Origin of the sequence: Sphingomonas sp. BE138, from assembly GCF_031456125.1 — a bacterium.
GTDB lineage: Bacteria > Pseudomonadota > Alphaproteobacteria > Sphingomonadales > Sphingomonadaceae > Sphingomonas.
The window spans coordinates 236,944-257,962 of record NZ_JAVDUC010000005.1; the positions used below are offsets into that span (position 1 = coordinate 236,944).

Sequence of the window (21,019 nt, forward strand, 5' to 3'; positions counted from 1 at the left end):
ATCGACTATCAATTAATTGCGCAGGAGCGCCGCGTTGTTCGCCGGTTCCTCGGCAGGGGTCGGCAGGTCGGGGTCGTTCAGCTCGCGCGCGCGTTCACGCTCGTCGCTGGTGACGGTGCCGTCGTGATTGATGTCCTGCGCATCGAAGCGCGCCATCATCCACGCGCTCCATTCCTCGTTCGAGATGCTGCCGTCCTTGTTGCGGTCGACCTCGTCGAAGCGGGGTTGAAGCCGTTTGGACACTTCGTTGCGCGTCAGTTTGTCGTCATGGTTGACGTCGAGCCGGCGAAAGCGGCGCTCGACCACCCCGCCGAAGTCGAGCCGCGACATCACGAACGGCGGCACGTAATTGGCGAGCGCCGCCTGTTCCTCGGGGTTCGGTTCCTTCGCCTTCGAACATGCGACGAGCGCCAGCGCACCCGCAACCACGATCAACACCCGCATGTCCGTCACGTCTCCCGAATGGACTCAGTTCCTGAAAAGCTCAGGCGTCCAGCTCAACATCCCAGTAGAGCCAGTCGTGCCACGTTTCATGCAGATAATTGGGCGGGAAGCGACGGCCATGTTCCTGCAGCTGCCAGCTGGTGGGACGGATCGGCTCGATCGCGAGCGGCATCGCCGCCTGCTTCGGCGTCCGCCCGCCCTTCTTCAGATTGCAGGGCGCGCAGGCGGTGACGACATTCTCCCACGTCGTCCGCCCGCCCTGCGCGCGCGGCACGACATGGTCGAAGGTCAGGTCGCGCACGTGGCTGCCGCAATATTGGCAGGCGAAGGTGTCACGCAGGAACAGGTTGAAGCGCGTGAAGGCGGGGAATTGCGACGGCCGCACGAACTGCCGCAGCGCGATGACCGAGGGCAGCCGCATCGTCAGATTGGGGCTGTGCACCTCGCGTTCGTAGTGCGCGACGATATCGACGCGCTCAAGGAAGACCGCCTTTATCGCGGTCTGCCACGGCCAGATGCTGAGCGGATAATAGGACAGCGGCGTGTAATCGGCATTGAGCACCAGGGTCGGACAGGAGTCCGGGTGCCGCATCAGGTCGGGATGGAACACGTCAGAACGTCCCCCTTACCTTCTACTCGTCGTGCCGCGTGCTTTCGCGCCGTGGCGTGACGCCATGATGACAGGCGCGGCCGATCGCTTCAAGGGGCGGGGATTTCGCGGGCCGGCGCCACCCCACTGGTGACGTGGGCGACCGGGTGGGGTGCGGGGATGACGGCAGCGGGCGTCTGTGGCACCTGTCCGCGCATGACCGCTTCCCGGAACCTCGCCGCGCTTCGCGCCCGGCTTGCCGCCGACCGCCTCGACGGCTTCGTCGTCCCGCTCACCGACGAGCATATGAGCGAATATGTCGGCGGCTATGCGCAGCGGCTGGCATGGCTGACCGGGTTCGGCGGATCGGCGGGCAGTGCGGTGGTGCTGGCCGACCGCGCCGCGATCTTCACCGACGGACGCTATACGATCCAGGTGCGCGAACAGGTGTCGGGCGACGACTGGACGTATGTCGACGTGCCCGAGCAGAGCGTGGCGGGCTGGCTGACCGGGCGCGTCGGCGCGGGCGCGCGGATCGGGTACGATCCGTGGCTGCACACGCGCGGCTGGGTCGAGGAGACCGCCGCCGCGCTCGCGGCGCGCGGCGCGACGTTGGTGCCGGTCGCGCGCAACCCGATCGACGCGGTGTGGGAGGATCGCCCCGCCCCCTCGCCCGCGCCGATGATCGTCCAGCCCGACGCCGTGGCGGGCGCGTCGTCCGCGGCGAAGCGCGCGGCGGTCGCCGACTGGCTGGAGCAGGAAGGCGCGGACGCCGTGGTGGTCCCGGCGCTCGATTCGATCGCCTGGCTGTTCAACGTGCGCGGGCAGGACGTGGCCCGCACCCCGGTCGCGCTGTCCTATGCGATCGTCCACGCCGACGGCACCGCCGACCTGTTCGTCGCGCCCGAGAAGGTGACGCCGGCGGTCGCCGAGCATCTCGGCAACGCGGTGCGCGTGTTCCCGCGGGACGGCTTTGCCGACGCGCTGACCGGCTTCGCGGGCAAGCGCGTCGCGATCGACCCGGCGCTGGCGGTGGCGGCGATCTTCGATGGCGTCGAGGCGGGCGGCGGCACGACGGTGGCGTTGCGCGACCCGACGATCCTGGCGAAGGCATGCAAGAACCCGGTCGAGATCGCCGGGCACCGCGCCGCCTCGCTGCGCGACGGGGCGGCGGTGACGCGCTTCCTGCGCTGGATCGCCGCCGAAGCGCCGCGCGGCGGCCAGACCGAATTGTCGGCCGCCGCCGCGCTGCTGCGGTTCCGCGAGGCCGGCGGCGACCTGCGCGACCTGTCGTTCGATACGATCAGCGCGACCGGGCCGAACGGCGCGTTGCCGCATTACCACGTCACCGCGGAGTCGAACCGCGCCATCGAGCACGGCCAGCTCTATCTGGTCGATTCGGGCGGACAATATGAGGACGGCACCACCGACCTGACGCGGGTGGTGCCGATCGGCGTGCCGGGCGAAGAGATGCGCGACCGCTACACGCGCGTGCTGAAGGGGCATGTCGCGCTGGCCACCGCGGTGTTCCCGCACGGCACGACCGGCGCGCAGCTCGACGCGCTGGCGCGCGCGCCCTTGTGGCAGGCCGGGCTCGATTACGCGCACGGCACCGGGCACGGCGTCGGCAGCTTCCTGTCGGTCCATGAAGGCCCGGCGCGGATCGCCAAGCCGAGCTACCCCGGCGCCGGCCCGTCCGAGCCGCTGCGCGCAGGCATGATCCTGTCGAACGAGCCCGGCTATTACAAGGCGGGCGAATACGGGATCCGGATCGAGAACCTGCTGCTGGTCGTCGTGCGGACGGTAGACGGCGGCGAGGCGGAGATGCTGGCGTTCGAGACGCTGACGCTCGCGCCGCTCGACCGCGACCTGATCGACACCACGCTGGTGACGCGCGCCGAGCTGCGGTGGATCGACGATTATCACGCCCGCGTCGCGCGCGAGCTGGGCCCGCTGCTGGACGCGGGCGACCGCGCCTGGCTCGAGGAGCGGTGCGCGCCGCTCGCGCGCGGCTGACCACCGCCGTCAGGCGGGATCGTCGTTCCCGTCGGCGGCGGTCGGGCGCGGGGCGGGCGAATCGGCCTCCGCGCGGGCGCGATCCTTGCGGCGGCGCAAATTGGCCCGCAATTGCGCGGCCAGCCGCGCGGCGCGTTCGTCGCGATCGCTCATGGGAATATCCGCTACCGCGAGCGAACGGCCTTGACAACGGCGCCCGCGTCGGCTCTTAGGCCCGCTCCCGCCGACGCGGTGGGAAGTGCTGCCGTAGCTCAGTGGTAGAGCGCATCCTTGGTAAGGCTGAGGTCGTGAGTTCAATCCTCACCGGCAGCACCATTTTCCTGACATAGATTCCCTTCGGGGCGCATCGGAAGGCCCGAGCATCACGGCGCCGGGGTGCCGTCCCGGCCGCCTGCGCGGCGGGAATGCATGCAAACGAGACCGACCGAGCTACATCGGCAGCTCCACCGCGGTGCGATCTGCGCAGACCTGCGGCACAGACCCGGTGCCCTTGCTGCACGGCTCATGGCCTATCCTCGCTGAAGATCATCACTCCGATGATAGCGGTTGCGCGGGAGGCGCGCCGGACAGCGCCGCCGGTGTCGCGGGCGCGAAGCCTCGCGACAGGCCGTGGTACAGCTTCTCCCGGCATACCTGCGTGCTCGCCCAGTCGGCGACGAACGCGGCGGCGAACATCGGCAGCATCAGCCCGCGGCTGCCGGTGGTCTCGGCCAGGATGATGACCGCGGTCAGCGGAGCGCGCACCACGCCGGTGAAATAAGCGACCATGCCGAGGATCACAATCGCGCCGGCCGGGCCGTCCGGAAACGCCGCGCGCAGCAGGTTGCCGACGCCGGCGCCAACCGCCAGGCTGGGCGCGAAGATGCCGCCGGGCAGCCCCGCGACCGCGGTGGCCAGCGTACTGACGAACTTGGCGGGGCCGAACCACAAGGGTGCGTCCACGCCCTGGATCATCGCGCGCGCCGCACTGTAGCCCGTCCCCCATGTCAGCCCGCTGGCGACGCCGAGCGCAGCGACGACCAGCCCGCACGCGCCGGCAAAGACGAGCGGACGCGCCTTGGCGAGGCGCGACACCGGATGGTCGCCGAGCGCCGCCGCCAGCATCAACCGCGAGAACAGCCCGCCGGCGGCCCCGCCCACCAGCCCCGCGACGGGCACCACCAGCAAGGCGGTGTGCAGCGGGATCGTCGCGCCGCTGACGCCGAAATAGACGTAATCGCCGATCAGGCTTTGCGCGACCATGCCGGCGATGACGATCATCGACAGCACCAGCAGCGTCACACGCTGTTCGTAGGCGGCGGCGAGTTCCTCGATCGCGAAAAGGATGCCGGCGAGCGGGGTGTTGAACGCCGCCGCGACGCCGGCCGCGCCGCCCGCGATCACCACCGAGCCGCGCATCGGCACGCGCAGCATGCGGTGGAACAGCGCCATGATCGAGGCGGCGAGCTGCACCGTGGGCCCCTCACGCCCGACGCTGGCGCCGGTCAGGAGCGCGGCGAGCGTCAGCACCGCCTTCACGATCGCCGTGCGCATCGTGAGGAGCGTCGAGACGCCGAGATCGGGGAGTTCGCGGGCGGCGATCACCTGCGGGATGCCCGAGCCGCGCGCGGCGGGCGCGAGCAGGCGCGTCAGCCAGACGAGCGCGACGAAGCCGAGCGGGGTGAGCGCGAGCGGCAGCCAGCGCCAGTCACGCGCCAGCCTTGCATAGGCCTCGCCCGCGCGGTCGGCGGCGCCGGCGAACAGCACCGCGATCACCCCGATCGCGATCGCACCCGCCACCACCGCGACGCGCCGCCGGAACAGCACGGAGGTCGGCCCGCGCGACCGGAGCAGCGCGCGGACGCGCCCGAGGGTCCAGCGGCGACGCGTCGGAGATGCAGGCATGGCGGGGCTGTACCCCGGCAGCGCCGCCGGGTCACGCGCCGCCGGTCGATATTCCTCGATCAATAATCCAGCGTCAGCGACGCGCGCACCGTCCGCCCCAGCCCGGCATAGAGCGTCGTGCCGCCCGTGGCCCAGTAGCGCGCATCGAGCAGGTTGTCGGCGTTGACGCGCGCGGTCATCCGCGCCCCGCCCGCCAGCGTCCAGCCGTAGCTCGCCCCAAGGCTGTAGATCGTATAGGCGGGCAGGAGCGCGCGGTTCTGCGGATCCGACCAGCGGCGCCCGCTGTGATAGGCGCCGGCGCTGAGCGACAGGTCGGGCAGACGCGCCGGGCGGTACTCGACGAAGGCCGAGCCCGCCCAATGCGGCGTGTTCTCGACCTGCTTCCCGTTTTGCGCGGCGTTGCCGGTACGGCGCTGCACCGCGTCGAGATACTGGCCGGACAGTAGCAGCGAGAGGCCGGGGCGCAGCTGTCCCTGCAACGATGCCTCCACCCCGCGGTGGAGCGCGCGGCCGTCGACGACCTGCACGTTGCGCGCATCGGCGTAATCGAGCCCGCGGTCGATGACGAAGCCGGCAAGCGAGGCGATCGCGCCGGCGATCTCGATGCGGGTACCCAGTTCATACTGGCGGCTGCGCACCGGGGCGAGCACGTCGCCCGCGTTGGCGGTGCCGTCCGGCGCGGTGCCGGCGCTCTCCAGCCCCTCGATGTAGGTGGCATAGACGCTGCTGCGCGCGGTCGGGCGAAACACCAGCGCCGCGGTCGGCGTCCAGGTGCGGATGGTGAAGTCCTGCGCGCCCGCCTCCGTCGCATAGTCGACGTGGCGGACGCCTGCGATCGCCAGCCAGCGCTCGCCGAGATGCGCGGTGTCCATGAGGTAGAGGCCGCTGTCGACGTTGACGCTGCCCGCACCGATGCGGACGCTGGAGGGGACGAGCGTGTCGAAGGCGATGCTGCGCGGGGCGTAGAGGTTCTGCGCGACGTTGCGGAAGCTCTGCCGGGTCTGGTCGGTCTGCACCTGGCGATTGCGCGTGTAGCCGAACAGCAGTTCGTGGCGGATACCGAACGTGCCGAGCGCGCCGCTCACTTCGGTACGGACGTACGTGTTGCGGTAGTCCTGGTCGCGGGTCTGGACGCTGACCAGCACGCCCTCGCCGGTCGCCAGGTCGATGCGCTCCAGATTGGATTGCGCGCGGTCGCGGCGTGCCTGCGCGCGTCCGCCCTCGACGCGAATCCCCCAGCCGCCGCCAAGGTCATAGTCGCCGCGCGCCAGCACGTTGTTGACCCAGGTGACGTAGGGCGCGTCGCGGGGGGCGAGCTGCCGGTGCGGATCGGGGATGTCGGGCAAGGCGATCGTGCCGCCGATGCCGCGCACCGCGCCGACCGCGTCGGGCAGGCGGATGCCGCCGGGCTCGTCCGTCGCGCGGCGGTAATATTCCAGGTCGAGCTTGAGCGACAGGCGTGCGGTCGCCTGCCAGTCGAACGCGCCCGATGCCATCGCACGACGGCCGTCGACGCAGTCGATCGGAAATTCGAGGTGCCCGGCATAGCCGTTCAGCCGTACGCCGACGGTGCCGAAACGCCGCCCTATGTCGACGCCGCCGCCATAGCTGCCCTCCGCATCGCCGGTCAGCTGCACCTGCGTCACCGGGCGGTCGCCCGCGCGCTTCGTCACGACGTTGACGATCCCCGATGGGGTCGACAGCCCGTAATAGAGCGCAGAGACGCCCTTGAGCATCTCGACACGCTGTTTGTTCTCGATCGGGATCGGCCCCATGTTGACGATCTGAAGCGCGCCGTTGAGCCGGTAGTTGGTGCGCGGGTTGATGAAGACACCGCGCGAGACGAAGCTGTTGGTGGTGATCGGGCTGGTCGACTGCTGCCCGACACCGGCGGTATTGCGCAGCGCGTCCTCCAGCCCCTGCGCACCCTGTGCATCCAGCAGCGCGCGCGTCATCACCGCGACGGTGGCGGGCGTATCGAGCAGCGCGCGGTTGCGGAACGCCCCGATCTGTACCGTGTCGGCGCGCAAGCCTGCGCTGCGCTGCCCGACGACCAGCACGTCCCGGCCGTCGCCTGCCTCCTCGTCGAGCGCAGGCTCGTCGCGTTGCGGCGTCGCATCTGCCGTGACCGCCTGCGCATCGGGCGCAGGCGCGCCGAGACCACCGGCAGCGAGCGCCGCCAGCACCAACCATTCCATCGCGAGTTCCCCTGACCGGCCGTGTCCACCGCCGTTGGAACGCGCTTATTAATTATGATAGTCGCTTGCAATATGCATGACGGATGCGGCGGCTTACAGCAGCGGCAGGCATGCCACGCAGCACAAGGCGGCATAGAGAAGGAAGCGCGGCCATCCGCATGCCGGAGTCGCGAAGGCGCGGGCCGTGCGGTTCATCGCAGGTCCGCCGCCACCGCCGGCTCGGCACCCGACCGTGCCGCCGCGCCCTCCCGCTGGCGCACCGCCTCACCCACCAGCAGCAGCGTGGGATCGCGGTCGCCGATCGTCTCGACCAGGAAGGCGAGCGCGGACAACCGGCCGCGGATGATCCGCTCACTCGGCAGCGAGGCGTTGACGACGACCATCACCGGCGTGTCCGCACGACGCCCGGCGGCCATCAGCTGCCGCGCGACCGTCGCCGCGGCGGCGCGGCCCATATAGACCGCCAGTGTCGCGTGGGGGTCGGCCAGCGCCTGCCAGTCGAGGCCGAGCGATTCGCCGGCGCGTGCGTGCGCGGTGACGAAGGTCAGTTTGCGGGCGGTGCCGCGCAAGGTCAGCGCGGTGCCGCCCGCCGCCGCCGCCGCGCTGGCGGCGGTGACGCCAGGGCAGATGCGCACCGGGACGCCGGCGGCGTGGCAGGCGGCGACCTCCTCGGGCGTCCGCCCGAAGATCGCCGGGTCGCCGCCTTTCAGCCGCATCACGCGGCGGCCGCCGAGCGCCGCGGCGACGATCAGCGCATCGATCGTCGCCTGATCCTTCGAGTGCCGCCCGGAACGCTTGCCGACGCTGACCCGCTCGGCGGCGGGCGATGCGAGTTCGAGCACGTCCGGGCCGACCAACGCATCGTAGAAAATCACCTCGGCGGCGGCGATCAGCCGCGCGGCCTTGCGGGTCAGCAGCTCGGGATCGCCCGGGCCGGCGCCGACCAGCCATACGCTGGCGGGCGGAAAATCGTCATGCGGCATCGGTCTTCTCCTGGGCGAGCAGGCGCGCGAGCGCGGGGCGGCACGAGCCGCAATTGGTGCCGGCACCGATTGCGGCGCCGATCGCGGCGACGTCGGTCAGCTGTCGGTCGCGGATCGCGGCGACGACCGTGCGCACGCCGACGTCGAAACAGGCGCAGACCAACGCTCCGCGACCGGCGGTCGCGCCGGGCGCGCGACCGGCGAGCACCGTGGGCGCGGCGTGCGGTTCGGCGAGCTGGGCGATCAGCCAGTCGCGGGCCGGCAGTTCGCCGCTTTCGGTGACGAACAGGGCCGCGACCAGCCGCCCGCCGTCGAGCACCGCGACGCGGCGCGTGCCGCGCGCCGGATCGAGCGCCTCGACGCGCTCGCCCGGCGGCAGGATCGCGTCGAGCACGGCGGGCGTCCCGTCTCCCGCAAGCTCCCAGAGCGTACCCGCGGGCACCGCGACGCGCGTCGCCCACAGGCAGTCGGGGCGCTTGTCGGCCATGTCGGCGAGCAGCGCGAAGCCGCGCCAGCGGGTCGCGACCGGGGCGATCGACGCCGGGGTGGCCTTGAACCCCGGCTGCCCGGAGTGCGGGTCGGCGAGCGGGCGCGGCAGCAGGCCGGTGCGCCCGCCGCTGGAGGTGCGATCGGTCCAGTGAATCGGCACGAACAGTTCGCCGGGGCGCTGCGTCGCGACGACGCTGGCGCGGTACAGGCTGTCGCCCTGCGGGGTGGCGACGCGCGCCAGCCCGCCGTCGGCGATGCCGAGACGCGCGGCATCGTCGGGGTGGACCTCGACCAACGGTTCGGCACGGTGGCGCGCGAGCTTCGGGGCGAGGCCGGTGCGCGTCATCGTGTGCCAATGGTCGCGGTAGCGGCCGGTGTTGAGCGTCAAGGGCCACAGCGGCAGCGGCGCGGCGAGCGGCTTCTGCGCGACCGCGACCAGCCGTGCGCGACCGTCGGAGGTGGAGAAGCGGCCATCGGCGAACGGCGTGCCGCCCCAGCGGAACGGCGCGAGATCGTCGTACCCGGCATTGCCGCCGTTGGGCGCCGGCAGCGCGAATAGACGCTGGCCGTGGTTGCCATAGCGCGACAGGCGGACATGCTCGCGCCAGATGTCGGCGGGGCGATCGTAGGCGAAGGCCGACTTCCAGCCCATGCGGCGCCCGACCTCCGAGACGATCCACCAGTCGGGCTTCACCTCGCCGGGCAGCGGGAACAGCGCGCGCTGGCGGCTGACGGTGCGGTCGGAATTGGTGACGGTGCCGTCCTTCTCGCCCCAGGCGGCGGCGGGCAGGCGGACGTGTGCGAACGCGCCGGTATCGGTGTCGGCGATAACGTCGGAGACGACCACGAACGGGCACGCCGCCAGCGCCTCGCGCACGCGGCCGGCGTCGGGCATCGACACCGCGGGGTTGGTGGCCATGACCCACAAGGCCTTGATGCGGCCCTCCCCGAGGCTGCGGAACAGATCGATCGCCTTCAGCCCCGGCTTGGGCGCGATCGTCGGCGAGGCCCAGAAGCGCTGGACCAGATCGCGGTTCTCCGGCGCGAAATCCATGTGCGCGGCGAGCGTGGTGGCGAGCCCGCCGACCTCGCGCCCGCCCATCGCATTGGGCTGCCCGGTGATCGAGAAGGGCGCGGCACCCGGCGTGCCGATGCGACCGGTGGCCAGGTGCAGGTTGAGGATCGCATTGACCTGATCGGTGCCCGCCAGCGACTGGTTCACGCCCTGGCTGAACATCGTGACGGTGCGCGGGGTGGCGGCGAACAGCTCGTAGAAGCGGCGCAGATCGGCGGCGGGCACGTCGCAGGTGCGCGCGACCGACCAGAGATCGTATCCCTCGCCCAGCGCCGCCCAGAACCCCTCGGGCGCCGCGACGTGATCGATGAGGAAGCGTTCGTCGAGCACGCCGGCCGCGCGGCACCAGGCGAGCGCACCGTTCATCAGCGCGACGTCGCTGCCGGGTCGGATCGCGAGATGGAGGTCGGCCTCCTCGGCTGTCTCCGTGCGGCGCGGGTCGATCACGACCAGCTTCGCGCCTGCGGCGCAGCGCGCGCGGATGCGCTGATAGACGATCGGGTGGCACCAGGCGGTGTTCGACCCGACGAGCACGATCAGGTCGGCGGCGTCGAGATCGTCGTAGCTGGCGGGTACGACGTCTTCACCGAATGCGCGCAGGTGCCCGGCGACCGCGCTGGACATGCACAGCCGCGAGTTGGTGTCGATGTTCGCGCTGCCGATGAAGCCCTTCATCAGCTTGTTGGCGACGTAATAATCCTCCGTCAGCAGCTGGCCGGAGACGTAGAAGGCGACGCTGTCGGGGCCGTGCTGCGCGATCGTTTCGCGGAACCGGCGCGCGACGAGATCGAGCGCCTTGTCCCAGGTGGCGCGGCGCTGGCCGATGTGCGGGTGGAGAAGCCGGCCCTCCAGCCCGACCGTTTCCCCCAGGTGCGTGCCCTTGGAACAGAGCCGACCGCGGTTGGCGGGGTGATCGGGATCGCCCGCGATCGCCACGCTGCGCGGACCGGTGACGGTGGCGCGGATGCCGCAGCCGACGCCGCAATAGGCGCAGGTGGTGTTGATCATCGCGAAGCCCTCTCACCGGAGGGGAGAGGGCTTACACGCGCGCTCATGCCGCGGCCGCCAGCGTGCCGGCGCGGCAGATCAGGATGCGACCGGCGGTGATCTTCACCGGCACGGTCGGGGTGCAGCCCTTGTCCTCGCCCAGCGCCTCGCCGGTGCTGAGCGAGATACGCCAATTGTGGAGCGGGCACGCGACCGCGCCGCCATGGACGATGCCCTGCGACAATCGCCCGTGCTTGTGGGGGCAGCGGTCGCGCAGCGCGAAGACCTGATCCTCGCCGGTGCGGAAGATCGCGATGTCGTCGCCGCCCGCCACCTGGACGGTGCGGCTGCCGCGCAGCGGGATCTCGTCGACGCGACCCACGTCGAGCCAGTCGCCGGTAAGAAGAGGGGGGATCATGCCAGTTCCTCCTGCGGCTGGAAGCGCGCCAGCGGCGCGTGATGCTCGCGTTCGGCCCCCGCGGCGCGTTGCGCCCAGGGATCGTCCTGCGAGAAGCGTTGCGAGTAGAAGAAGCGCGCGGCGAGCCCGGCGCGCGCCTCGGCATCGGGGAGGAGCCGCGACTGGACATAGTCGAGCCCGACGCGCTCGATCCACGGCGCGGTGCGCTCCAGATAGCGGGCTTCCTCGCGATAGAGCTGGATGAAAGCGGCGCACATCTCCATCGCCTCCGCCTCGGTCGCGACCTTGCACAGCAGGTCGGTGGCGCGCACCTTGATCCCGCCGTTCCCGCCGACGTGCAGCTCGTAGCCGCTGTCGACGCAGACCACGCCGAAGTCCTTGATCGTCGCCTCCGCACAATTGCGCGGGCAACCGCTGACCGCGATCTTGAACTTGTGCGGCATCCACGATCCCCAGGTCGCGCGTTCGATCTTCACGCCCAGCCCCGTCGAATCCTGCGTGCCGAAGCGGCACCATTCGCTTCCCACGCACGTCTTCACGGTGCGCAGGGACTTGCCATAGGCATGGCCGCTGACCATCCCGGCGGCGTTCAGATCCGCCCAGACCGCGGGCAGATCCTCCTTCCTGATCCCGAAGATGTCGAGCCGCTGGCCGCCGGTGACCTTGACCATCGGCGCGTTGAACTTCTCGACTACGTCGGCGATCGCGCGCAGCTCCTTGGGGCTGGTGAGGCCGCCCCACATGCGCGGGACGACCGAATAGGTGCCGTCCTTCTGGATGTTGGCGTGCATCCGCTCGTTGACGAAGCGGCTCTGCTGGTCGTCGACATAATCGCCGGGCAGCGCGCAGAGCAGATAGTAATTGAGCGCCGGGCGGCACGACGAGCAGCCGTCGGGCGTCGACCAGTGCAGCTTCTGCATGACCTCCGGGATCGCGCGCATCCCCTGCGCGACGATCTCGCGGCGGACATGGTCGTGGCCGAAGCTGGTGCATTTGCACATCGTCTTCGGTCCGGCCTCGACCTCCGCGCCGAGCCGCAGCGCCAGCAGGCTCTCGACGATGCCGGTGCACGACCCGCAACTCGCCGAGGCCTTGCAGCCCGAGCGCACCGCGTCGAGGCTGCGCGCGCCGCCGTCGATGCACGCCAGCACGCGGCCCTTGGTCACGCCGTTGCAGCCGCAGATTTCCGCCTCGTCGGAAAGCGCCGCAACGGCCGCCCTAGGGTCCGCCTGCCCACCTCCGGAGGCGAAGGCCTGACCGAAGATCAAGGAGTCGCGGATCGAGGCAATGTCCTCGCCCTTCTTGAGCAGGTCGAAATACCAATTGCCGTCGGCGGTATCGCCGTAGAGCACCGCGCCGACGATGCGGTCGTCGCGCACCACCACCCGCTTGTAGATACCGCGGCTGGCATCGCGCAGCACGATGTCCTGCGCGCCGTCGCCGCCGGAGAAGTCGCCTGCGGAGAAGACGTCAAGCCCGGCGACCTTCAGCTTGGTCGCCGTGGGGGCGGGGCGGTAGCCGCTGGGCTGCTCGACCAGGCCATCGGCCAGCGCGCGGCACATGTCCCACAGCGGCGCGACGAGGCCATACACCTGCCCGCCGTGCTCGACGCACTCGCCGACCGCCAGCACGGCGGGATCGCTGGTGACCATATGGTCGTCGACGCGGATGCCGCGCCCGACGTCGAGCCCCGCCTCGCGCGCCAAGGCCACCGATGGGCGGATGCCGACCGCCATCACGACCAGGTCGGCGGGAAGCTCGGTCCCGTCCTTCAGCGCAACGCCGGTGACGTGCGTGGCGCCCAGGATCGCGGCGGTGTCGGCACCGGTCAGGATCGTCTGCCCGCGCGCCTCCAGCGCCTGACGCAGCAGCCACGCCGCCGCTTCGTCGAGCTGCCGTTCGAGCAGGGTCGGCATGAGGTGGAGGACGGTGACGGTCATGCCGCGCAGCGCGAGGCCGTGCGCGGCTTCCAGACCCAGCAGTCCGCCGCCGATCACCACCGCGCGCCCGCCCTTTTCGGCGGCGGCCAGCATCGTGCCAACATCGGTCATGTCGCGGAAGCCGATCACGCCGGGCAGGTCGCGGCCCGGCACCGGGATGATGAACGGATCGGAGCCGGTCGCGATCAGCAAGCGGTCATAGTCCATCACGATCCCGGCGCGCGTGGTGACGGTGCGCGCTGGGCGATCGATCGCGATCACCGGGTCGCCCGCCAGCAGGGTGATGCCGTTGGCGGCGTACCAGTCGTGATCGTTGATGACGATCTCGGCGAAGGTCTTCTCGCCCGCGAGCACCGGCGACAGCATGATGCGGTTGTAATTGGGGTGATGCTCGGCCCCGACGATCGTCACGCGGTAGCGCGTGGGATCGCGGGCGAGCAGTTCCTCGACCGCCCGGCACCCGGCCATGCCGTTGCCGATGACGATCAGGTGCGGCCGGGTGTCGGCCTGGTCGATGCGGATCGGTTCGTGCTTCATGGTGGCCCCCTCAGATCCGCACGCCGGCGGCGGTGCCCCAGCGCGCACGCCAGCCGCGCTTGACGATCGTCAGCCCGGCGAGCGCGACCAGCGCCAGCGCGGCGAAGATCAGGAAGCCGGGCGCGAAGCTGCCGGTCCATTGCTTGGCGAGGCCCAGCGACGAGGCGAGGTAGAAGCCGCCGATGCCGCCGGCCATGCCGACCAGCCCGGTCATGACCCCGATCTCGGCGGCGAAGCGCTGCGGCACCAGCTGGAACACCGCGCCGTTGCCGACGCCGAGCGCCAGCATCGCGGCGACGAAGCAGGCGAGCGCGGCGACGAAGGTGCCGGCCATGCTGACCCCCACCAACGCCAGCGCGGCGAGCGCGAAGACACCCGTCAGCGCGCGCACCCCGCCGATCCGGTCCGCCAGCGCGCCGCCCATCGGGCGAACCAGCGATCCCGCGAACACGCAGGCGGCGGTGGCATAGCCGGCGTGGATCGGGCTGAGCGCGAAGCGGTCGGTGAAATAGATCGGCAGGCTGGCCGCCAGCCCGACGAAGCCGCCGAACGTCACCGAATAGAAGGCCATCAGCCACCAGGCGTCGCCCTGCCGCAGCGGGGCGAGATATTCGGCCAGCCGCTTCGGCGCGGGCGGGTTCGGCGGATCCTTGGCCAGCGCCATATAGACGAGGAACACGACCGTGAGCGGGATGCACGCCAGCCCGAGCACCGCATTCCACCCGAACAGCGCCGCCAGCGCCGGCGCGAACAGCGCCGCGAACACCGTGCCCGAATTGCCCATGCCGGCGAGCCCCATCGCCTTGCCCTGATGCTCGGGCGGGTACCAACGGCTGGCGAGCGGCAGCGCGATCGCGAAGCTGGCACCGGCAAAGCCGAGGATGACACCGAGCGCCAGCGTGCCCGCGAAGCTGCTGACCCCCAGCGTCCACGCCGAAAACAGACCGGCGATGACGATCAGCTGGCTGATCGCGCCCGAGCGCTTCGGCCCGATGCGGTCGACCAGCAGGCCGTTGACGACGCGAAGCCCCGCGCCGGCCAGCGTCGGCACCGCGACCATCAGCCCCTTCTCGGCCGGGCCGAGTGCCAGCGCCTTGGCGATATACGGCGCCAGCGGCCCCAGCAGCACCCACACCATGAAGGCAAGGTCGAAATAGAGGAAGGCGGCGACGAGCGTCGGGGTGTGCCCGCTCGCCCAGAAGCTTCCGCCGCCGCTCGCCTGTCGCCCCCCGCTTCGTTCGCGATCCCAGAACGCCGTCGCCATCGCCCGTGCTCCAAACAGAAAAAGCCGCCAGGACGGCGACCCTTCTCGGGTGCGTCCTGGCGGCGTCGTTGCCTCGGTACGGATGCGGGGCGTGCCGCCCTGCTCCGCCAGCGTGAACCTCCCCGGCGCTGGAGAGGCGTATCGCTGCTATCTCGTGCCCGGCATCATTGCCTGGCGACCGAGAAGCTGCCTGATTCGCGGCCGCGATGCAAGTCCCCTTCGCACGCGCAGCACGCAGCGGTTACGGGAGGCGGGCGAGATAGCCGGCGATGTCGTCGGGATCGAAGGCGCGGCCGTCGAAGAAGCGATCCTGCCCGAGCAGCAACCGCCCCTGCGTCGAGCCCGCGCCGATCGGCGCGTCCAACGCCCCCTCCAGCTTCGAGCTGGCGTTGGGGAGCGGTGCGCCCGACCCGGCGAGCGCCGCGCGATACAGGTCGGGCCGGAACACGCCTTGCGCAGCGGCCGCATCATCGGAACTGAACGGCATGCCGTCCCAACGAACCATCTGCGCGTAGAGCCACGCCGCCTGGCTGCGCCACGGGAAGTTCGCCGCCTCGCGATGCTGGAACATGAAATCGGGATAGTGGACCGGCACGCTGCCCGGGGTAACGCGGATCCGGTCGGTGATCGCGCGCAAGACCGCGTCGACCGGCGCGTCGAGATAGTCGCGCCGCGCCAGCAGCGCCGCGCTGTCCTGCACCGTCTCCGGGCGCACGAAATGCGCCGCGGCGGCGTGGAGCGCGCGCAGCAACGCCGCGAGCGCCTCCGGGCGCGCCGCAGCGGTATCGGTGCGCAACGCCAGCACCTTTTCGACGCCGCGTCGCCAGATCTGCGCGGTCGCCAGCGCGATACGCCCGACCCCGCGATCGACCGCGATCGAGTTCCACGGCTCGCCCACGCAAATGCCGTCGACCTCGCCCGCCGCCAGCGCGTCGGCGGCGAAGGTCGGGCTGGTGACGGTGATCGCGACATCGCTGTCGGGACGGATCCCCACCCCGGCCAGCCAGTAGCGCAGCATGTAATTGTGGCTGGAATACCGGTGGACGACGCCGAAGCGCAGCGGCCGGCCGTCGGCCCGACGCCGCGCCGCCACCTCCTTCAGCGCGTCGCCCAGCAGGTGCGGATCGCCGAGCGAATCGCCCAGTCCGCACGCCTCTCCCAAGGCGGTCGAGAAGGTGATCGCATTGCCATTGAGCCCGAGCACAAACGGCACCGTGATCGGCACCGCCGGGCGATCGCGCCCCAAAGCGGTCGCGATCGCGAGCGGCGCGACCATGTGCGCGGCGTCGGTATGGCCGTAGAGCAGCCGGTCGCGCACGGTCGCCCAGGTGAGGTCGCGCACCAGCTCGATCCGCACGCCCTCGGCAGCGGCGAAGCCGAGTTCGTGCGCCAGGATCGGCAGCGCGGCATCGACCAGCGGCACGAAGCCGATGCGGAACAACTCGGCGCTCACGGCAGCTCTCCCATCAGCGCCTCGCTGGTCACGATCGCCTCCGCCACCTCGGCGATGCGGCGGTTGGACTTCATCGCATGGCCGCGCAGCAGCGCATAGGCGGCGGGCTCGTCCAGCCCGCGGCGCTTCATGAGGATCGCCTTGGCTCGGTCGACCGTCTGCCGATCGGCGAGCGCCGACTTCGCCTCGGCGAGTTCGGTCTGAAGCCGCGAGAACGCCTGGAAGCGGCGGATCGCCAAATCGAGCACCGGCTTGATGCGCTGCCTGGCGAGCCCGTCCACGACATAGGCCGACACGCCGGCATCCACCGCCGCCATCGTGCTTTGCGCATCCGATTGGTCGACGAACATCGCGATCGGCCGCGCCAGGGCGCGCGACATCGCGAAAAAGTCCTCCAGAAGGTCGCGGCTGGGGTTTTCGAGGTTGATCAAAACCACCTCGGGCGCGCTCGCCTCGACCTGCGCGACGAGCGGCCCGGCGGGATCGATGACCACGAGGTCGCTGAGCCCGGCGTCGCGCAACCCCTCCGAGATGATCGCGGCGCGCGTGGTGCTGGTATCGATGATCGCGATCCTCACGAGCGCGGGATATCGCGAACGACCTGCTTCGCCCAGCCCCTTGCTACGCGAGGATCGCGGCGTGTCGCCGATGGCACTGCCGGCTGCGGCGGCGATGCAGGCATGCGGGCAGGTTCGCTGGCCTCCTGGAGCCTGCGGGCAAGGAGCCGGAACAGGCGAGCCATCGACGAGGATCGCCGACGCTTCGCAGAGCCCGCCGACTCGATGGCGACGACGAGCGATGCCGATCAGCGCAGGACGAGCGCGACTTACCCAGGGCGCTGGAGGATCGCGGGAAACGGCGCCTGTGCCGGGCCTGCGGGGTCACGCAGCGCGTTGCGCACGCCCGCATCCGCGCTCAGCGGGATCGCCATCCCATCGGTCTTCTCCAGCAGCGCGAACAGCTTTCCGCTCATCCGCTCGGCCAGATCCTCATGCCCCGGCCGCGCGATCAGATTGTCGGTCTCGTGCGGGTCGGCGGCGAGGTCGTAGAGTTCGTCGATGTCCCAGATGCCGTGGAAGTGCATGTACTTGTAGCGATCCTCGCGCAGCGCGTGGACGGTCGGCGTCTGCGGGAAGTTGCGCTCCCAATAATATTCGTAGAGCAGTTCGCTCCGCCACGGCGCGCGCGGGTCGCGCACCAGCGGCAGTGCGTTGCTGCCGGCCATCGTGTCCGGCGCGCGTAGCCCGGCCGCGGCCAGCAGCGTTGGCGCGATGTCGATGTTGGCGACCACCTGCTCGACGACGCTGCCGGCCGGGAACAGCGCCGGGCAGCGCGCGAGCATCGGGATGCGCATCGATTCCTCATAGGCGGTGCGCTTGTCGATCAGCCCGTGCTCGCCGAACATGAAGCCGTTGTCACCAAGGTAGAGGATCAGCGTGTCGTCCAGTTCGCCGCGCCTCTCCAGCAGGTCCATGATCCGCGCCAGCCCCTCGTCGACCGCGAGCAGCGTTTCCATGTAGCGCTTGTAGTAATCGCCGATGTCGAGCGTCCCGTGATACGGAAAGCCGACGCCGTGCCAGCTGTTGCGCTGGTTCTCGACCCACATCGGCCGCCCCGGCGCGCGCGGCTGCATCGACGCCGGATAGCGGAACACCTCCTTGTCGTACCGCCCCTTGTGCCGCTCGGCGGGGATGAATTCGGAATGCACGGCCTTGTGCGCGAGGTGCATCATCCACGGCCTGCCCGCCGGCCGCTTGCCGATCCAGTCGAGTGCGTAGTCGGTCAGCTCGTCGGTTATGTAACCCTTTTGCGGCACGCGCCGGCCGTCGACGTTCAGCCCGTCGGCACTCGGCAGGTAGCTGCCCTGCCCCTTGAAGCTCACCCAGTGATCGAAACCGGGCTGCGGCGCATCGCCCTCGTCGCCCATGTGCCATTTGCCGATGAACGCGGTGTCGTAGCCCGCTGCCTGGAGATACTCCGGATAGAAGACCAGTCCCGGCGGGATCGGGTGGTTGTTGTCGACCACCTTGTGCTGGTGCGCGTACAGTCCGGTGAAGATCGACGCGCGGCTGGGCGAGCACAAGGCGGTGGTGACGAAGGCATTGCGGAAATGCGTCCCCTCGCGCGCCAGCCGGTCGAGCGTCGGGGTGTCGCCGAAATCCTGTGCCTTCATGAAGCCCATCGCGTCGTAGCGATGATCGTCGGTCAGCACGACCAGGATGTTGCGCGGTTTCACGCCCGGCAGGCGCGGCAACCGCCGCGACCGCCGCGCCGCCGGCACGGCGCCGGCCGCCATCGAGTACAACCCGAACGCCCCGCCCGTCCCGGCCAGCAGCACGCCACGGCGCGTCGTATCGTCGGTCATCAGAAATCCTTGCGCAGCAACAGTCCGGCATAGCGCCGATCGTCGCGCGGCACGAACCGCACCGTGCCCGCGAACGTGCCGTTGGTCAGGAAGCTGGCATAGGGCGTATCGGCGATGTTCTTGACGTAAGCGCGCAATTGCCAACCGTCGCCCGGACGCAGCAACGCGACGCTGGCGTTCCAGATCGCATAGGCGGGCTGGATCGTGTTGGGCGTCTGCGCCAGGGAATATTGCACCTTGCTGCTGAACGTCACGTCGCTTTGCAGCTCCATCGACAGCGCATCGGACAGCGCGAAGCGATAGGTCGCGTTTTCGAACAGCCGCACCTTGGGCGCGTAGGGGAGCGGCTGTCCGTTGATGTTGCAACTGACCGGCGCCCCGACCGGACAATTGAAGTCGCGCACCGTCGCGTCGGTATAGGCGCCCGACAGGTCGATCGTGAACCCGGTGGTCGGGCGCAAGGTCACGTCGGCCTCGACACCGCGCGACCGCACCGACCCCGCGTTGATGAGCCGCGTCACCGGCGCGCCGCCCACCGAATCCGTGAAGTTCGCCTGATACCCGTCGAAGTCGGTGGTATAGACCGCGAGCGCGTAGCTGAGCGCGCGATTGGCGGTGCTGCCCTTGATCCCGGCCTCGTAGGAGTTCGACGTCTCCGGGCTCAGCGGCACTTCGTCGAGGAGCGTCGTCGCGTTGAGCGAGCGCATGTTGAAATAGACGTTGTACGCCGGCCCCTTATAGCCGCGTGAATAGGTGAAATACGTCTGCGCATGCTCGCCGAGATCGAGCTGCAGGCCGAGCCGATAGCTGTCGCCGCGCGCATCGGTGCTGCCCTTCGCATTGTGGTAGGCGCGTATACCCGGACGGTCGAGCGTGGCCGCACCGCTGTTCGTCGGGTCGTTGCTGGACGTACGGACATGGTAGAAGTCGAGCGAGTCCCATGTCGAGCGATAGCCCGCGATCGCGCGGAAATGCTCGGTGAAGTTGACGTTCGTCTCGCCGAACAGCGCGTAATTGTGGTTGGTGATGCCGTAATCGGCGACACCCGTGGTCGCGGTCTGCGTCGTGCCCGCCAGCGTCGTCAGCGATCGCTGATAGCGCTCGTCGGTCCGCGCGCGCAGGTAATAGGCGCCCAGCACATAGTCGATCAGCCCGCCGCGCGGCGAGGTGAGCCGCAGTTCCTGCGAAAATTGCCGGCTGTCGACGCTGCCGTCATCGGCGCCCGACGGAAAGGTCGTGGTCAGTTGCGCCAGTCCGTCGTAATCCTGCCGCTGGTGGTTCAGCCATTGCCGCCACGCGGTGATCGAGGTGACCTGATAGTCGCCCAGCGCCAGGTCGGCGGTCAGCGACCCGCCGTAATTCTCGTCGCGGACGCTCGTGTCGATGTCGGTCGCCAGCCGGCGGTTGCCCGGCGCCGCCACGATCCCGCGCGCCGCCAGCGCGGCGGCAAGCGGCGCGGAGTCGGTGATCGCGCGCGTCGGATAGGCGATCTGCTGCGTCGACTGGTACACGCCCGCGACCGTCTCGCGCGTGTTGAGATAGTCACCGATCGCGGTCAGCTTTAGCACGTCGAACGGCGTCACCACCAACTTGCCGCGTGCGCCATAGCGCCGCGATCCGTTGGCGTCGTTCCCCGTCACCACGTTGCGCAGATTGCCGTCGAAGTCGCTGTACAGCCCGCCGATCAGCGCCTGCACCTTGCCCGGCACGATCGCCCCCGACACCCCCGCCTTGATGCGATATTCCTCATCGGTGGTCGCCCCCGCCTCACCAAAGGCATGGAATTCGTCGGTGGGATTGCGGGTGACGATGTTGACGACGCCGGCCGAGGCGTTCTTCCCGAACAACGTACCTTGCGGCCCGCGCAGCACCTCGATCCGCTCGACCTCGCCCAGGTCGAGCGTCGACTGGCCCGGGCGCGTCAGGACGACGCCGTCCAGCACGGTCGACACCGAAGGCTCGACGCCCGGCGAGGTGGTGATCGTGCCGATGCCGCGGATGAAGATCGTGCGGTCCTTGTTCGACGCGCCGCTGCGAAACCCGACAGACGGGATCGACGCCGCGATCCGCTCCAGGTTGTTCAATTGCCGCTCGGCCAGCGATCGTCCGTCGACCGCGGTGATCGCGATCGGTACCTGCTGGAGCGTCTCGTTGCGGAAGCGCGCGGTGACGACGACATCGCCCTCGTCCTTCGCTACGGGCGCTTCGGCGGGCGGCGGCGTCGTGTCCTGCGCGACGGCCGGCGTGGCGAACAGCGTGAAGGCAGTGGTGGCAAGCAGCGCAGGCAGGCGTCGGTCGAACATCGGCTCCCCTTTTCAATCGATGCTAACGCTAACTCCTAGTCCTCCGATCGGGTATAAAGAAGCGCCTCGCCCAT

At 70.1% G+C, this 21,019-nt stretch carries 15 protein-coding genes and 1 tRNA gene; 2 read left to right on the plus strand and 14 right to left on the minus strand.

Translation table 11 applies throughout. The annotated features are described in order from the left end of the window. Positions 1–12: 12 nt before the first annotated feature. Together J2Y58_RS09260 and J2Y58_RS09265 are read right to left on the minus strand one after the other, a co-directional pair. The gene (locus J2Y58_RS09260) at positions 13–444 is read right to left on the minus strand and encodes a hypothetical protein (protein WP_310101912.1); all 432 of its coding nucleotides are present in this window, start codon (positions 442–444) and stop codon (positions 13–15) included. A gap of 40 nt (positions 445–484) precedes the next feature. Then, positions 485–1,054, minus strand: coding sequence for an HNH endonuclease (locus J2Y58_RS09265; RefSeq protein WP_310101915.1), 570 nt, complete (start codon positions 1,052–1,054; stop codon positions 485–487). A 195-nt stretch (positions 1,055–1,249) separates the two neighbouring features. Between J2Y58_RS09265 and J2Y58_RS09270 the strand changes: the two genes are divergently transcribed. Continuing rightward, positions 1,250–3,049, plus strand: coding sequence for an aminopeptidase P family protein (locus J2Y58_RS09270; RefSeq protein WP_310101918.1), 1,800 nt, complete (start codon positions 1,250–1,252; stop codon positions 3,047–3,049). 9 nt (positions 3,050–3,058) lie between these two features. On the opposite strand, the gene J2Y58_RS09275 is transcribed toward J2Y58_RS09270, so the two are convergent. Beyond that, entirely contained in the window at positions 3,059–3,202 is a 144-nt protein-coding gene (locus tag J2Y58_RS09275; RefSeq protein ID WP_310101921.1) for a hypothetical protein, read from the minus strand. Between the two features lie 87 nt (positions 3,203–3,289). On the opposite strand from J2Y58_RS09275, the gene J2Y58_RS09280 reads away from it, so the two are divergent. Beyond that, positions 3,290–3,364 (plus strand) — tRNA-Thr (locus tag J2Y58_RS09280). Positions 3,365–3,577: 213 nt separating this feature from the next. Here the strand turns inward: J2Y58_RS09280 and J2Y58_RS09285 are convergent. The 11 genes from J2Y58_RS09285 to J2Y58_RS09335 all read right to left on the minus strand — a co-directional run bounded on the left by J2Y58_RS09285 (position 3,578) and on the right by J2Y58_RS09335 (position 20,945). After that, positions 3,578–4,933 (minus strand): chloride channel protein, encoded by a 1,356-nt coding sequence (locus J2Y58_RS09285; protein WP_310101924.1) that lies wholly within the window; start codon positions 4,931–4,933, stop codon positions 3,578–3,580. Between the two features lie 59 nt (positions 4,934–4,992). Continuing rightward, a complete protein-coding gene (locus J2Y58_RS09290) occupies positions 4,993–7,131 on the minus strand; it encodes a TonB-dependent siderophore receptor (protein ID WP_310101926.1) in 2,139 nt (712 codons plus the stop codon). Positions 7,132–7,322: 191 nt separating this feature from the next. Beyond that, positions 7,323–8,114: a uroporphyrinogen-III C-methyltransferase gene (gene cobA, locus J2Y58_RS09295; protein WP_310101928.1), complete on the minus strand. Its 792-nt coding sequence runs from the start codon at positions 8,112–8,114 to the stop codon at positions 7,323–7,325. Next, the gene (locus tag J2Y58_RS09300) at positions 8,104–10,686 is read right to left on the minus strand and encodes a molybdopterin-dependent oxidoreductase (RefSeq protein WP_310101930.1); all 2,583 of its coding nucleotides are present in this window, start codon (positions 10,684–10,686) and stop codon (positions 8,104–8,106) included. The genes cobA and J2Y58_RS09300 overlap by 11 nt, the downstream gene beginning before the upstream one ends. 43 nt (positions 10,687–10,729) lie before the next feature. After that, a complete protein-coding gene (gene nirD, locus J2Y58_RS09305) occupies positions 10,730–11,083 on the minus strand; it encodes a nitrite reductase small subunit NirD (protein ID WP_310101932.1) in 354 nt (117 codons plus the stop codon). Beyond that, positions 11,080–13,560 carry a nitrite reductase large subunit NirB gene (nirB, locus tag J2Y58_RS09310; protein ID WP_310101933.1) on the minus strand — a complete coding sequence of 827 codons (2,481 nt, stop codon included), beginning with the start codon at positions 13,558–13,560 and terminating at the stop codon, positions 11,080–11,082. Before nirB ends, nirD begins: the two co-directional genes overlap by 4 nt. A 10-nt stretch (positions 13,561–13,570) precedes the next feature. Further along, entirely contained in the window at positions 13,571–14,824 is a 1,254-nt protein-coding gene (locus J2Y58_RS09315) for a nitrate/nitrite transporter (protein WP_310101936.1), read from the minus strand. 241 nt (positions 14,825–15,065) lie between these two features. Further along, complete coding sequence (locus J2Y58_RS09320; protein WP_310101938.1) at positions 15,066–16,277, minus strand: ABC transporter substrate-binding protein; 1,212 nt, start codon at positions 16,275–16,277, stop codon at positions 15,066–15,068. After that, a complete protein-coding gene (locus J2Y58_RS09325) occupies positions 16,274–16,855 on the minus strand; it encodes an ANTAR domain-containing protein (RefSeq protein WP_310101941.1) in 582 nt (193 codons plus the stop codon). The genes J2Y58_RS09320 and J2Y58_RS09325 overlap by 4 nt, the downstream gene beginning before the upstream one ends. Before the next feature lie 248 nt (positions 16,856–17,103). Further along, positions 17,104–18,642: a sulfatase gene (locus J2Y58_RS09330; RefSeq protein WP_310101944.1), complete on the minus strand. Its 1,539-nt coding sequence runs from the start codon at positions 18,640–18,642 to the stop codon at positions 17,104–17,106. Then, the gene (locus tag J2Y58_RS09335) at positions 18,642–20,945 is read right to left on the minus strand and encodes a TonB-dependent receptor (protein ID WP_310101946.1); all 2,304 of its coding nucleotides are present in this window, start codon (positions 20,943–20,945) and stop codon (positions 18,642–18,644) included. Before J2Y58_RS09335 ends, J2Y58_RS09330 begins: the two co-directional genes overlap by 1 nt. Positions 20,946–21,019 lie beyond the last annotated feature (74 nt).

Coding starts and splice junctions, on each gene's coding strand:
- J2Y58_RS09260 (WP_310101912.1), bottom strand. CDS start 444: ATGCGGGTGTTGATCGTGGTTGCGGGTGCGCTGGCGCTCGTCGCATGT.
- J2Y58_RS09270 (WP_310101918.1), top strand. CDS start 1,250: ATGACCGCTTCCCGGAACCTCGCCGCGCTTCGCGCCCGGCTTGCCGCC.
- J2Y58_RS09275 (WP_310101921.1), bottom strand. CDS start 3,202: ATGAGCGATCGCGACGAACGCGCCGCGCGGCTGGCCGCGCAATTGCGG.
- J2Y58_RS09285 (WP_310101924.1), bottom strand. CDS start 4,933: ATGCCTGCATCTCCGACGCGTCGCCGCTGGACCCTCGGGCGCGTCCGC.
- J2Y58_RS09290 (WP_310101926.1), bottom strand. CDS start 7,131: ATGGAATGGTTGGTGCTGGCGGCGCTCGCTGCCGGTGGTCTCGGCGCG.
- cobA (WP_310101928.1), bottom strand. CDS start 8,114: ATGCCGCATGACGATTTTCCGCCCGCCAGCGTATGGCTGGTCGGCGCC.
- J2Y58_RS09300 (WP_310101930.1), bottom strand. CDS start 10,686: ATGATCAACACCACCTGCGCCTATTGCGGCGTCGGCTGCGGCATCCGC.
- nirD (WP_310101932.1), bottom strand. CDS start 11,083: ATGATCCCCCCTCTTCTTACCGGCGACTGGCTCGACGTGGGTCGCGTC.
- nirB (WP_310101933.1), bottom strand. CDS start 13,560: ATGAAGCACGAACCGATCCGCATCGACCAGGCCGACACCCGGCCGCAC.
- J2Y58_RS09315 (WP_310101936.1), bottom strand. CDS start 14,824: ATGGCGACGGCGTTCTGGGATCGCGAACGAAGCGGGGGGCGACAGGCG.
- J2Y58_RS09330 (WP_310101944.1), bottom strand. CDS start 18,642: ATGACCGACGATACGACGCGCCGTGGCGTGCTGCTGGCCGGGACGGGC.
- J2Y58_RS09335 (WP_310101946.1), bottom strand. CDS start 20,945: ATGTTCGACCGACGCCTGCCTGCGCTGCTTGCCACCACTGCCTTCACG.